The following is a 14,311-nucleotide window of genomic DNA, read 5'->3' on the forward strand; positions in this document are numbered from 1 at the left end:
TAATTTATGAAAATAATGTTTGTCGCTAACTATATGTGGGATATCTACATATTTAGAGCTGGAGTTTTAAGAGCTTTGGTAGAAGCTGGTCATGAAGTGGTAGCTGTAGCCCCTGATGATGGTAGAATTGATCTAGAAAAAGCTATTCCAGGTTTGAGAACAATTTCTATTAAACTTAATAAAAGGGGAATAAACCCAATTGAAGATATTAAACTTATTAAAGATCTATATCTATTATATAAAAAAGAGAAACCTGATCTTATCTTTCACTATACTATTAAACCTAATATCTATGGAAGTATTGCTGCAAAACTTTCTAAATGTAACTCTATTGCAATATTGACAGGTTTAGGATATTCATTTGTACAAAAAAGTTTAGTTTCAAAGATAGCTGTATCTCTCTATAAGTTTAGTTTGAGATTTTCTAAAGAGATATGGGTACTCAATAGAGATGATAAGGATACTCTTATCTCTAAAGGAATAGGCTCTGAAAATAAAATATTTATCCTTCCTGGAGAGGGAATTGATTGCGATAGATTCAAACCTTTAAAAAAGGATAGAGATGATCAAAAGGTAGTATTTCTAATGGTGGCTCGTGCTTTTATTGATAAAGGATTTAAGGAGTATGAAGAGAGTGCTAGAAGAATTAGAGCTAAGTATGGAGATCAAGTTGAATTTTGGTATTTAGGAGCTTTAGGAGAGAATGCTGTCTCTGGAATTACTAAGGAGTATATGGACTCTCTCGTTCACGAAGGAACTCTTAATTATTTGGGAATCACTGATAAGCCTGAATTGATAATAAAAGAGTGTGATGCTATTGTCCTTCCCTCTTATAGAGAGGGGATCTCTAAAACTTTACTTGAAGGAGCTGCTATGGGAAAAGCTATTATTGCTTCTAATGTAACTGGTTGTAAAGAGATTGTTGATGATAATATCTCTGGCTATCTTGCTCAAGTTAAAAATGTAGATGAGCTTGTTGAAAAAATGGAAAAATTCATCTCTTTAACAGCTGATGAAAGAGATAAAATGGGACTTTTAGGAAGAGAAAAAGTACTTCGTGAATTTGATGAAAAAATAATTATTGATATTTACAAAGAAAAGATAAAATTATAAGGAGAGTATGATGGATTTAAGTATTATAGTTCCCATATATAATGTTGAGGAGTATTTAGCAGAGTGCTTGAAGAGTTTATATAAGATAAGTACTCTAAAATATGAGGTCATCTTAGTCAATGATGGGTCTAAAGATAATAGTTTTAAGATTATGGAAGAGTTTAAAAATCTATATCCTAATAAAACCGTAATAGTTAATAAGGAAAATGGTGGACTCTCTTCAGCTAGAAATGCTGGTCTTAAAGTTGCTAGAGGAAGATATATCTCTTTTATTGATAGTGATGATTTCATAGATACTGATGAGTTTGAGAAATTTGTTATTGAGGGAATTAAGGGAAGATTGGATATTGTTGTAGGTAATATGAGATACTATATTCCTGGAAAAATAGGTGAACCTCTATTTAGATCCAAAAAAATTAAGGATTTAGAAACTACTGATGGAGTAAATTTCCTATGGAATCTATTCCAAGCACCTAAATGTTACAGAGAAGAGGTTGTTGATGATATATATAGAAGGGATTTTCTACTGAAAAACAATCTTTTCTTCAATGAGGAGATTGTTCATGAAGATAGTGAATTTACAACTCTAGCCTATCTTAGAGCAAAAAAAGTAAAATATATTGATAAAGCTTTCTACTTTTATCGTCAAAGAGAGGGTAGTATTATGAATAAAGTTTCTGAAAAAAGCATTGTCTCTCTTGAAAAAATCTGTGAAAAACTTTTCTTAGAGTGTAAAAATATAGAGAGTAAAAATGGAAAAGAGGTTTTAGCTGACCTGATCCTTAGCTTTTACTCTACAGTTGTATATAAAAGATACAATGGAAATAATGATTATCAAAGAGTTTATAAAAGATACAAAGAACTGTATAAAGAGTTAAAAAAATATACTAAAGCTAATTTTGAACAGAAGTTGCTCTCTTTCTCTATCTTTATTCCAAATACTCTTAGAAAACTTTTAGGTAAAGAGATCAGTAATGTACAGAAAGTTCCAAAATTTTAGATAATATTATAAAAAGAAGTTGATTAACTAGAGCTCATAAGTATTCATCACTAGCTAAGTTAATCTAACTTCTCTCTAAAATTTCTATAATTACTTTAACATCTCGTAGTTAGTGGCAACCATTGGGACTTTTAAAATATCTAACATTCTTTCTAAAAGTACACCCTCTTTACTTGGATAATTAAATCCATAACTTGCCATAATACACTGTGTTATAAACTGTACTCCTCTTTCCATGGCTATTGGTAAACTATCACCTTGTAATAAACTTCCTATTACCACACTTGTATATGCGTCTCCTGTTCCTGGATAAGATGCTGGAATATATTTACAACTCACTCTCCAAAATAGATCATTCTCTCTATCATATGCCACTACACTTGTCTTTTCACTATTTGTTGTATCTGGAACACTTGTTGCTATAACTATTTTAGGTCCCATCTCTGACAACTCTTTTATATACTTTTTTATTTTTTCCTCAGTTATGCTCTCTTTATAATCCTTACCTAGTAGATACATAACCTCAGTGAAGTTCGGAGTGATTATATCAGCTTTTTTTATTAAGCTTCTCATTCCATTTACCATCTCTTCACCCATAGTCTTATACAGTTTACCATCATCTCCCATCACAGGATCTACAACTGTAAATTTTGCCTTTTTTCCAAAATAATCAATGAAATCTTTTACTATCTCAATCTGTTTAGGTGAGCCTAAAAAACCTGAATATATACAATCAAACTCCAAGTCCAATTTTTTCCAATGATTTATATGCTCCTGCATATACTCAGTTAAATCTATAAAACTATACCCTTCAAATCCTCCAGTATGTGTTGATAGTATTGCTGTTGGTACTGGACATACCTGAACTTTCATATTTGATAAGATCGGGATTATTGTAGTAAGAGATGCTCTTCCATATCCTGACAGGTCGTGTATTGCTGCTACTTTTTTCACTAGATGCTCCATTTTTCCACCTCACTTTTATTTTCATATATAATCTAACATATTTCTCATTTTTAATCAACCTTAGATTAATTTATCTCTCTTTCTCTCACTATATTTCCCTCTATATCATACCACTTCCAACTTCCTACCATATTGTTTTCTCTATAATTTCCTATCATCTCAAGCTTTCCATTCTCATAATATCTTCTCTTTTCTCCATCTAACTTTCCATTTTTATAGTTTTCTACTACTAACCTCTGCCCGTTGATAGAGTAACTTCTACTCTCACCATCCAATTTCCCACACAGATAGTGAGCCTCTGTTTTAATTAGACCATTAGAATAATATGTAATTTTTACTCCATCTAACTGATTTTTTTTATAACTACTTTTTGAAATTACTATCTCATTCTCATATATAGAGGAAATTCCATCTAACATATCATCTTTATACTCCAAGCTTTCAATTAACTTTCCCTCTTTATATCTCCTCAATACTCCCTGTTTCCAATTATTTTCATCTAAATAGTATTCATAGGTAAAACCTCTAATCTCTTCAACTACTCTCTTTATACTCATTCTATCTCCTTATAAAGAAAAGAGGAAATTTCCCTAAGGTGATTTCCTCTTTAATTTTTTATTAATCTCTTATTTAGCTAATTGATAGATAGCCTCTACATATATTTTTAGAAGAGTATCTATTTTATCTATCTCAAGATATTCATTTTTCTGATGCATATTATCCACTTGTGATGATAATAGTGCTCCAAAAGCTACTCCATTAGTTACACTTCTTGCATATGTACCTCCACCAATTGCTATTGGTTGGCTCTCTACATCTCCTGTAACATCTTTGTAGACATTCATAAGTGTTGAAACTAGGAAACTGTCCTTAGCTACATATAGAGGAGCTGTATCTCCTGCTAATTCCACTTCTATAAATTTAGATGCTCTTTCCTTTATGATCTCAATAACTTTTTTATTCTCTACTTTAACAGGACATCTTATATCTATACAGATCTCTAGAATTCCATCTTTAAGAGTAGTTTTTCCTATGTTTAGAGTTAACTTTCCACTCTCATCATCTTCAAAATTCACCCCTAAAGATTCTCCATCTATATCCATCTTGATACAAGTATTAAAAAATTCTACTAATGATCTAAACTCTTCATTTTTAACCTTAACTTCTCTTAAAAATTCAAATAAAGCAGAGACAGAGTTATAACCTAAGTATGGTTTTGAAGCATGTGCTGATTTACCGTAAGAGTTGATATGGTAATTTCCATTTTTCTCCTCACACTCTATCTTATACTCTCTACTTTCATTGTATGCTACTAAGCTCTCTGCCACTCCCTCTAAATAATCTACAGGTATAGTTAATTCACATCTTTCTGGTACAGAGTTAAATGCATTTCCTCCACTCAATGAAACATTAGCTAATGTTGAGTAGCTATTTTTTAATCTCACACGTACAATTCCCTTCTCAGCAAATGTAACAGGGAAGTTTGAATCTGGTGTAAAAGCTAGTGTTGGTTGTGGCATTTTTAAAGTTCCAAAATAGTGTTCCATACACTTACTTCCACTCTCTTCATTAGCTCCTAATATCATTCTTACTCTTTTATTTAATTTTACTCCTGAATCTTTTATAGCTTTCATTGCATATAGGCAGATAGTTGAAGGTCCTTTGTCATCTAAAGTACCTCTTCCATAGATTCTTCCATCTACTAGAGCTCCACTATATGGTGGGTAATCCCAACCTTCTCCCTCTGGAACTACATCAACGTGTCCTAATATTCCTAAGACCTCTTCTCCCTCTCCAAACTCAATTGTTGCAACATAGTTATCATAGTTAATAACTTCAAAGCCCATATCTTTTCCTAACTCAACAAAATAGTTTAAAGCTTTTGCTGGTCCCTCTCCAAATGGCATTCCTTCCTTTGCCTCTTCCATTACACTCTTAATTTGAATAGCTCCTTGAATGCTCTTTATAACATCATCTTTGTATACTAATACTTTCTCTTGTAAACTCATTTTTCCCTCCATTGTATTAATAATCTATTTTAAAAAACTTCGCTTCCTAATTCATTTTGTAACTCTCTATATTTAAAAAATAAAAATCTCATATACTCATACTCAAAAGGTGATCCTGTTTGGTAATATTCAAACTGTACATTAGCTCTAGTATTAACTGCTGAAACTGTTGTTACACCTATACTATTTAGTTCATCTAGATCACTTGCTCTATAGATTGCTCCTCTTCCAAAAGTATCTACTCCCTTTCCAAAAGCATCTCTTACAAAACTTGGACCCAAAATAGGTAGAACTAAATACGGTCCCTTTCCAATTCCATAACGAGCCAATGTCAATCCAAAATCCTCGTATGGCTTAGGCATTCCCAATGATGAAGCTACATCTACTAAACCACCAAAACCCAAAGCTGTATTTATAGTAAATCTCCCTATAGCTCTCATTGCCTTTCCTATCTTAAACTGTAAAAGTGAGTTACTTGTTACAGATATATAATCTGTATTTTCAAAGAAATTTTTAACTCCTGTTCTAATTGGCTTCGGTGTCACTGTCTTATAAAATCTCACTGTTGGTAAAAATATATACTTGTCAAATTGATAGTTGAAGTAGTATACTCTCCTATTCAATGGTTCAAATGGATCATACACTTCAAAATACTTAAATGATTCCTTACTATTTTTCTCCAATTCTTGAGCAAAGCTTGTAAAGGATAGAAGTAAAAGTATAATCACTAATATCTTACTAAATCTCATGACTTAACTCCCCCTTTTCTAAAAACTCTAACATTATTTTTACATTTGTACTAAAAAACATATTTCCACAATGTCCACCATATGGATAGATTAATAATCTATTTCCAAAAGTTGATTTAAGAAATTCAAAATCACTCTCATCTAAAATTAGTTCATCTGCATTTGTTACCACAGCTATTTTTGAACTATTTTTTAAATAATCCTCTATATTATTCAGTCTAGCTCTCTCTACCAACTGCTCTAACTTGAGATCTTCTCCTAGTTTTTCACGATAATATGGAAGTGCAACTCTATTTATATACTCATCAAAAGTTGCAAAATTTATCTTTTCAAAATATCCAAACATTGGTGTAAATTTTCCAACTGGTTCTTTTACATAGACCTTTCTATTATTTATCACATCAGTGATGTAGTTTAAATCAATAGATGTCAATCTAAAAGCTCCTCCAATTAGCTCTTGCATCTCTTTATTGGTCAATTTATTTTTAGAAAATAGCTTGTAAATAGTCTCTATATCTATTGAAGTATACTCAGGTAAAGTACTGCTAACTACCGTATCTATAATCTTTTCTATCAAACCACCTATTTTTTCAGCTCTCTCGTTTTCAGGAAAATCTAGGTAATTATCCAACTTCAAAGCAGAATTATAGAGATTTACTGCTGGATTAATCATAAATACCCTCTTAAAATTAAACTCTTTCTCTGACTCATCTATATAGGATAATATTCCTGCCTCTGTTGCTCCTAAACTATATCCAACTACATAAAAGTCACTTACCTTTATTTTTTTAGATATTCTTTTATTAATCTCTTTCATTATGTTGTAGATATCCTTTGAGTCCTCCATTATTAATCCAGGCATACGTGAACTAGACCCATTAATAATAAAATTATTATTCATTGGAGAAGAGATCGAAACAACATGATAACCTGCATCATAGAATATTCTCTGGAAATACTCCATTCTGATAGAGTTATGAGATGACCCTGTCCCAGCCAACAAAAATACCAAAGGTGCCTCTGTCTTTTGTGGTACCAATGAGAACTTAAAACCTTCATTATACCAAAACTCTTCACCAACTGCCTTTGTCCAAGGTAGCTTTATACTATACTCCTTTCTTGGAACCTTTGTACTCACTCCCTCAACCATTAAATTTGAACTTCCAAATATTGTTGCTATATTGGGATTATGAAATGGATAATCATAGTTTCCAAAAGAGAGTGTAGTTATAAATATATAAAATATTCCTAATAATTTCTTCATACTATCCTCCAACTATTTAATCTGTACTCTATATTCTACTTCATAAATACTGTTTTTTCAATGAAAAAATGATTATTATAAAAAAAAGAGGCAATTTTTATACTGCCCCTCACCTTTTTTATTCAGTAATTGTAACTCTTTCACTCACAATTACTTTTACTTTCTGTATCCTCTTATCCTTCATTGATAGGACTTTTAAAATTACATTTTCATACTCTAAAACTATCTTCTCCTTATCATTTGGAATACGTTCTAGCTCTCCTATTATAAATCCAGATAAGGTATCATAATTATCTGAATATAGTTTAGTTCCCAATTGATAATTTAGAGTATCTAGGGAAAATAATCCATCAACCACATAAATATTTTCATTTATCTTTTTCATTTTTGGATCATGATTTTCATGCTCATCTTCTATTGTTCCTACTATCTCTTCTATTAAATCTTCTATTGTAACAATTCCAGAAAATCCACCATATTCATCTATCAATATTGATATAAATGTTTTTGAATCTCTCATCTCTTTAAATAGTACATCTATCTTCTTAGTTTCAGGTATAAAGTATGGAACTCTCAATATAGAACGGATATCCACATTTTCAAAACCTTTTTTTCTAGCTTCTAATATAAAATCTTTAATAAATAACACGCCTATTATATTATCCACTTCATCTTTATAGACAGGAATTCTTGAGTATTTTTTTGATAATAACTCATCTAAGTACTCCTCTAATGGTAGCTCTATATCTATCATATAAGTATCTGTCCTCGGGGTCATAACCTCTCTAGCACATTTATCATCAAATGATAAAACAGAGGTTATCATATCTTTTTCCGTCTTGTTAAACACTCCATGAATCTGTCCCACTTCCAATAGAGATTTTATCTCCTCTTCTGAGATCTTTTCCTCAATATTATCCAACTTATATCCCAATAGCGTTAAAATAACATTTGTTGAAACAGATAGTAATTTTATAAATGGGTATGCCACCTTAGCAATGAGATATATTGGTTTTATAGCAAACATACTTATTGCTTCAGCCCTATGCAATGCTATTCTCTTAGGAACTAACTCTCCAAATACCAAAGTAAAATACGATAAAACAATTGTTACAATCACAATAGATATCTCTTTGGTGTACGCTGAATTCAAAAACTCTAATCTCCTACTTAAAACCTCTGCAAATCCTGTTGCTGCTGAAGCACTTGCAAAGAATCCTGAAAGTGTTATTGCCACTTGAATTGTAGATAAAAAATTTGTTGGTTCCTCTAAAATTTTCTGTATGAGTTTAGCTTTCTTATCGCCCTCCTCAGCCAAAAGATTTATCTTATTCTTGTTGATTGAAACCATTGCTATCTCTGTACAAGCAAAGAAAGCATTTGTCATAGTTAAAAAAACTAAAAATAAAAGATTTAAAAAAACATTAAACTGGGGACCCGTGTCCATTTTTAAAATTCCTCCTTAAATATAAATATATTTTTAATTAACTGTTATGTCAAACTGTTGACTTAACGTAGTTACTAAACTTGTTTTAGTGATAATTCCCCTAAGTATTCCATTTTCATCTACTACTGGTAAACTTGAGAGTTTATTTTCATTGACCTCTTTTAAAACATCTACTATTGAATTATCTGGACTTGTTGTAAATGCTGGTATCTCTAAAATCTCTTTTACAGGTTTATAGTGTTCTTTCTCTTGCTGAATTAATTTTCCTGTTATTATTCCTTCAAATTTTCCCTTTCTATCCACAACTAATAGAGAATCTACTCTCTCATGTCTCATCTTTCTCAGACATTTGAATAGGGTCATCTCAGCTGAGCAAGTTATTGGATTATCCAGCATTATATCCTTAACTTTTATATATTCTGGTGATGACCAAATTCTATTCTTTCCTACAAAATTACTTACAAATTCATTTTCAGGTGATTTTAATATAGTTTCTGGATCATCATACTGAATGATCTTTCCTGTTCCCATAATACAAATTTTATCAGCTATCTTTACTGCCTCATCCATATCATGACTGACAAAGATAATTGTCTTTTTATACTGAGTCTGTATATTTATTAACTCATCTTGCAGCTGTGATCTAGTGATTGGATCTAAAGCTGAAAATGGTTCATCCATCAGTATTATATCTGGATTTGTCATCAATGCTCTTGCTATTCCAACTCTCTGTTGCTGACCACCACTTAACTGTTTAGGATACCTATCTGAAAATTTTTCATAGGAAAGTCCCACCATCTCCATCAACTCTCTCACTCTATCTCTTCTTTGAGCTTCAGGTACTTTTTCTAATTTAGCTACCAACTCTATATTCTCTTTTATTGTCATATGTGGAAATAATCCTGTTTGCTGTATAACATATCCTATCCCTCTTCTCAAATCTATTATATTCTTCTCTCCAATATCCTCTCCATTGATCAATATCTTTCCACTTGTTGGTTTTATCAAACCATTTATCATCTTTAGAGTTGTAGTTTTCCCACAACCTGAAGGACCTACAAAGACTGTAATACTTCTATCTTCAATCTTCAAATTTATATCGTGTAAAACTATATTGTTTTTAAATATCTTATTAACTCCTATAAATTCAATCATATTACTCACCTTTATCTTCTCTATTTTGAAATTAACCCTTTTTCAATTAAAAATTGATGTGCTACCTCTTGAGGATCTTTTTTGTATGTATCCACTTGATTATTCAACTCTCTCATCACATCATCACTTAAAAGCTCTATAAGAGAGTCTGTTATACTAATTAGCTCTGGATATCTTTCCACTAAGTCCTTTCTCATCAATGGAGCTGCATGATATGGCAGAAAAAACTCCTTGTCATCTTCTAATACAACTAAATCATATGTTTTTATTAATCCATCAGTTGCAAAAGCATCTATTATATCACTCTCACCATTAGCAATTGCTTGATAACGTAATGCACCATCAATAGAGAGGGAATCTTTAAATCTTAATCCTGGATAAGCATTCAATAATCCTGGAAGTCCATCATGTCTATTGGTAAATTCAAATGTTGATGATATTATTAGATTAGGTGCAACACTCTTTAAATCACTTATATTTTTTAACTTATATTTTTCAGCTGTTTCTCTTCTCACTGCTAATCTATAAGTATTATTAGCCCTCATCTCCTTACCAACTATCACATCATACTTTTCCTCTATCTCTCTTTTAGATGTTGAGTATACCTCTGAAGATTTTATATCTCTTGAGACAGGATTGTGTTTTAACATATCTGCAAACATTGTTCCTGTATACTCCATATACACATCTACTTCTCCTGAATTAAGTGCTCCAAATATTACCTGTGTTCCACCTAATGCAAATTTTCTATTAACTTTTATATCTGTCTTGCTCTCTATAAGATCTGCTAGTAAACTATTTAAAATAATCTGTTCTGTATAATCCTTACTTGCTACAGTCACTACTTTTTCTCTCTTATGGTTAAATTTAGCCATTAAACTTTTTCCAATAATGAATGTACTTAGTAGAAGTGTCAATCCTATAATAATTTTTTGAAAAACTGTTACTCTCTTTCTATCGTTATCACTATTTGATATTCCCTTTGGAACAACTACCTTCTCTACAGCTGCTGCTGTCCAATCTATAAAAAGAGCCAAAAGACAAGCTGGAATCGCTCCTGCCAAAATTTGATTGGTATTAGCTGTTCTGATACCTGAAAAAACTAAAAATCCTAATCCTCCTGCTCCTACAAAGGCAGCAATTGTCATCAGTCCAACAGCTGTAACAGCAGAGATTCTAATACCTGCCATTATTACTGGAAGAGCCATTGGTATTTGGATCTTATATAAGATCTGAAACTTGGTTAGCCCCATTCCCTCTGCAGCTTCTATCATCTGTGGATTAATCCCCTCAATACTAGTATAGGTATTTTTTATTATGGGTAGTAATGAATATAATACAACCATAAATACAGAGGGTAACAATCCTATCCCTAAGAAGGGTATTAAAAATCCTAACAATGCCATACTTGGAACTGCTTGAACTGTATTAGCAATTCCCATAACACTTTTATTCAAACTTTTAAAATGGCTAATTAAAATTCCCAATGGAACTCCTATCACTATGGCTAACAACACTGATATAAGTGTTAAATTTATATGCTCTATCAACAGTGATAATATCTGCTCCTGTTCTTGAACAACATATGTGAAAAAATTCATAGTCATCCCCCCTAAAAAATTGTACAAAAAAACACTATGAGTAGAGTCATAGTGTTTATATTTAAAAAATTGCAATATAAAAAGCCCTTAACTCTTTTCAACGCTGACGAGGTTAGCTGACGGACTCGGACTGAAAAGTATCCTATTCCCTAAGGAAATTCGCCCCAAAAGGTGGGTCCCCCGCTTTGTTTTTTCAAAACAAATTAAGCATATTAGATTATGTTTGAATTATACATTATTTTTCTTAAAGAGTCAAACTATTTTTTATATTTCTTATTCAATGCCCTCAATATAGCATATGTTTCTAAATCCATATTTCCAGTCATATTTTTAGGGTTAAAGTGAGCTTGAAAATTATATACTACCCTTCTACTCTCTTCGTCCCATTCATCATTATAATTTATTTTATAACCATATTTTCTAAATTCCTCTTTTATTTTCTCAACAGGAGTTACTTGATATAATTTTTCATTCATAAAAAATCTTTTATCTTTTTCGTCGTACCAAGCACCTATTCCGTACTCTCTATAAAGCAATTCCCAAGGAAACTTTGGACCTGGATCAATCTTTCTTGTAGGAGCTATGTCCGAATGTCCTACAATGTCATATGGTTTTATCTTATACTCAGCTATTAGTTTTTGAAGTAAGTTTGCTAATTTCTTTATCTGCCCCTCTTGAAAGTATATATATTCCTCTCTTGGTATAAAAAAACCATACTTTTTCTCTCTCTCATTATATTTTCTTACCCCTTTATTACTTATCTCTATCCCTATGGATGTATCATTTAAATTGCTTCGTCCATTGAATTCACTCACACCTGCGTGCCAAGCTCTTTTCTCCAATGGAACTATATTATATATAGGTTCTTCATCTTTAGTGGAAATAAAGTAGTGTGAACTAACATTCCCTTGAGTCAATCCTCTCAAACCCACTTCATCTGTTGTTGCTGTATAGTGTAATACTATAAATTTTACTCTTTCATTCATTCCCCTAGATAAATACTTTTTACTATTAACAGTATAATTAATTCTAGAACATGACAAAGATAAAACTATAGTTAGAGTTAAAATAATTATTTTTTTTACCATTTTTTATCTCCTAAAAGTATTTTTTCTAGTATATTTTACAATATTTTAAAAAAAATAGCAAAAATTTATAAAAAATTATTGTAAATGTTTGGATTTTGTGATATAACATAGAAACTTGCGTATTTATAAATTTTAGGAGGATAAAATGACAAAAAAAGATTTTACAAAAGTTTTATTTGAAAAAGGAATATTTGCTTCTAAAGCTGAAGCTGAAAGAAAATTTGACTCTATCCTTGAAGTTCTTGAAGAAAGCTTAAAAGCTGGAGAAGAAATCAACTTTATTGGTTGGGGAAAATTTGAAGTTGTAGAGAAAGCTGAAAGAGTTGGAAGAAACCCTAAAACAGGTGAAGAAATCGTAATTCCTGCTAAAAAGACTGTTAAATTCAAAGCTGGAAAAAACTTAGTTGAAAAAATGAACTAATTACATAAAGGAGCCATTCAGCTCCTTTTTTTAATTATTCATTCTCTAATACTATTTGTTGTTTAAACTTTCAATCAATCCACCTTTAAAGCCTATTAAAAATTCTAAAATAGCAAAATAACCATAAAAAATCCCAAAACAAATTGCTGATGAAAAACCAAAATTTATTAAATCTTTTTTTTCTACTGTTCCTTTTATTAAAGATACTATAATTAAGCCAAAAATAAATAGATATCCTAAAATACAAATAAACCCTAAAAATAATTTAAAAATATTCATCAAAATTATTAATAGGCTAGTTATTGCTATTAGTAAATACACAAATATTTTCATACTACTTTCCCCCTATTTTTCATTCAATACTTTTTCCAATATAACTATATATTTGTTAATAAGAATATACCAAATTTTAAGAAAAAATCAAGAGGTATTTCAATAATTTCTCTAAATATATAAAAAGAGCAGATTTCTCTGCTCTTTAAGACTATTTAGTTCCTTTTTTATAAGCTCCTTCAGATCCGAAAACATCAACAATTTTAGTTTTGTAGTAAGCTTTCATCTCATCTTTAGCTGCTCCTAAGTATTTTCTAGGGTCAAACTCTTTTGGATTAGTTCCTAATACTCTTCTAATAGCTGCTGTGAAAGCTAATCTTCCGTCAGTATCTACATTTATTTTAGCTACTGCTGATTTAGATGCTTTTCTTAATTGAATATCTGGTATTCCGATAGCATCTTTAACTTCTCCACCAAACTCTTTTATCATAGAAGTATATTGTTGAGGAACTGCAGATGATCCGTGTAAAACAATTGGGAATCCTGGTATTCTTCTTTCGATCTCTTCTAATATATCAAGTCTTAATTTAGGGTCTTCTCCTGGTTTGAATTTGTGAGCTCCGTGAGAAGTTCCGATAGCTATTGCTAATGAATCTACTCCTGTTTTTGTTACGAACTCTTCAACTTCATCTGGGTTTGTATAAGTGTGTGATTCAGCTTTAACATCATCTTCTATTCCTGCAAGTACTCCTAATTCAGCCTCTACAGTAACATCTTTTGAGTGAGCATACTCCACAACTTCTTTTGAAACTTCTATATTTTTAGCAAAATCATAGTGTGACCCGTCGATCATTACTGATGAGAATCCTGCTTCGATACAAGTTTTTACAGTTGCTAAGTCTGGACCATGGTCTAGGTGTAAAGCTACTGGTATATCTGATCCCATATTTCTAGCTCTATCTACAGCTGCTTTAGCTAATAAAGGTGCTACATCTGCTCCCATATATCCTAAAGCTCCTTTTGAACATTGTAGAATTACTGGTGATCCCATCTCAGCACAAGCTTCAACTATAGCTAATGCCATCTCCATATTATTAAAGTTAAAAGCTGGTACTGAATATCCTTCTTTATTTGCTTTTGCAAACATCTCTTTTGTGTTTGAAAGACCTAATTCTTTATAATTGTATCCCATTTTTTCCCTCCTGAAAAATTATATATATTAATT

At 31.2% G+C, this 14,311-nt stretch carries 14 protein-coding genes and 1 riboswitch; of the genes, 3 read left to right on the top strand and 11 right to left on the bottom strand.

The annotated features are described in order from the left end of the window. Positions 1–6 precede the first annotated feature (6 nt). Both QZ286_RS03390 and QZ286_RS03395 read left to right on the top strand, forming a co-directional pair. Positions 7–1,113: a glycosyltransferase family 4 protein gene (locus tag QZ286_RS03390; protein WP_291255573.1), complete on the top strand. Its 1,107-nt coding sequence runs from the start codon at positions 7–9 to the stop codon at positions 1,111–1,113. A gap of 10 nt (positions 1,114–1,123) precedes the next feature. After that, positions 1,124–2,113: a glycosyltransferase gene (locus QZ286_RS03395; RefSeq protein WP_291255574.1), complete on the top strand. Its 990-nt coding sequence runs from the start codon at positions 1,124–1,126 to the stop codon at positions 2,111–2,113. A 90-nt stretch (positions 2,114–2,203) separates the two neighbouring features. On the opposite strand, the gene QZ286_RS03400 is transcribed toward QZ286_RS03395, so the two are convergent. From QZ286_RS03400 to QZ286_RS03440, 9 genes are all read right to left on the bottom strand, one after another. After that, a complete protein-coding gene (locus tag QZ286_RS03400; RefSeq protein ID WP_291255575.1) occupies positions 2,204–3,079 on the bottom strand; it encodes a pyridoxamine kinase in 876 nt (291 codons plus the stop codon). 65 nt (positions 3,080–3,144) lie between these two features. Further along, entirely contained in the window at positions 3,145–3,636 is a 492-nt protein-coding gene (locus tag QZ286_RS03405; protein WP_291255576.1) for a hypothetical protein, read from the bottom strand. Between the two features lie 69 nt (positions 3,637–3,705). After that, entirely contained in the window at positions 3,706–5,088 is a 1,383-nt protein-coding gene (gene pepV / locus QZ286_RS03410; protein ID WP_291255577.1) for a dipeptidase PepV, read from the bottom strand. 29 nt (positions 5,089–5,117) lie between these two features. Beyond that, positions 5,118–5,837, bottom strand: a complete 720-nt coding sequence (locus QZ286_RS03415) for a VacJ family lipoprotein (RefSeq protein ID WP_291255578.1) — start codon at positions 5,835–5,837, stop codon at positions 5,118–5,120. Further along, positions 5,827–7,101, bottom strand: a complete 1,275-nt coding sequence (locus QZ286_RS03420) for a serine/threonine protein kinase (RefSeq protein ID WP_291255579.1) — start codon at positions 7,099–7,101, stop codon at positions 5,827–5,829. The genes QZ286_RS03415 and QZ286_RS03420 overlap by 11 nt, the downstream gene beginning before the upstream one ends. A 118-nt stretch (positions 7,102–7,219) precedes the next feature. Then, on the bottom strand, positions 7,220–8,548 hold the full coding sequence (locus QZ286_RS03425; protein ID WP_291255580.1) for a hemolysin family protein: 1,329 nt from the start codon (positions 8,546–8,548) through the stop codon (positions 7,220–7,222). Positions 8,549–8,581: 33 nt separating this feature from the next. Beyond that, a complete protein-coding gene (locus tag QZ286_RS03430; RefSeq protein ID WP_291255581.1) occupies positions 8,582–9,703 on the bottom strand; it encodes an ABC transporter ATP-binding protein in 1,122 nt (373 codons plus the stop codon). A 20-nt stretch (positions 9,704–9,723) separates the two neighbouring features. Continuing rightward, positions 9,724–11,304, bottom strand: coding sequence for an ABC transporter permease/substrate-binding protein (locus QZ286_RS03435; RefSeq protein WP_291255582.1), 1,581 nt, complete (start codon positions 11,302–11,304; stop codon positions 9,724–9,726). Positions 11,305–11,390: 86 nt separating this feature from the next. Next, positions 11,391–11,524, bottom strand: a riboswitch (cyclic di-AMP (ydaO/yuaA leader). A gap of 37 nt (positions 11,525–11,561) precedes the next feature. Beyond that, positions 11,562–12,392 carry an N-acetylmuramoyl-L-alanine amidase gene (locus QZ286_RS03440; protein ID WP_291255583.1) on the bottom strand — a complete coding sequence of 277 codons (831 nt, stop codon included), beginning with the start codon at positions 12,390–12,392 and terminating at the stop codon, positions 11,562–11,564. Between the two features lie 145 nt (positions 12,393–12,537). Between QZ286_RS03440 and QZ286_RS03445 the strand changes: the two genes are divergently transcribed. Continuing rightward, positions 12,538–12,813: an HU family DNA-binding protein gene (locus tag QZ286_RS03445; protein WP_291255584.1), complete on the top strand. Its 276-nt coding sequence runs from the start codon at positions 12,538–12,540 to the stop codon at positions 12,811–12,813. Between the two features lie 51 nt (positions 12,814–12,864). Here the strand turns inward: QZ286_RS03445 and QZ286_RS03450 are convergent, their stop codons facing one another. Next, positions 12,865–13,146, bottom strand: coding sequence for a hypothetical protein (locus QZ286_RS03450; protein ID WP_291255585.1), 282 nt, complete (start codon positions 13,144–13,146; stop codon positions 12,865–12,867). 151 nt (positions 13,147–13,297) lie between these two features. After that, the gene (fba, locus tag QZ286_RS03455) at positions 13,298–14,278 is read right to left on the bottom strand and encodes a class II fructose-1,6-bisphosphate aldolase (RefSeq protein WP_291255586.1); all 981 of its coding nucleotides are present in this window, start codon (positions 14,276–14,278) and stop codon (positions 13,298–13,300) included. Between the last annotated feature and the right edge of the window lie 33 nt (positions 14,279–14,311).

It is taken from the genome of Fusobacterium sp., assembly GCF_019012925.1.
Classification (GTDB): domain Bacteria; phylum Fusobacteriota; class Fusobacteriia; order Fusobacteriales; family Fusobacteriaceae; genus Fusobacterium_A.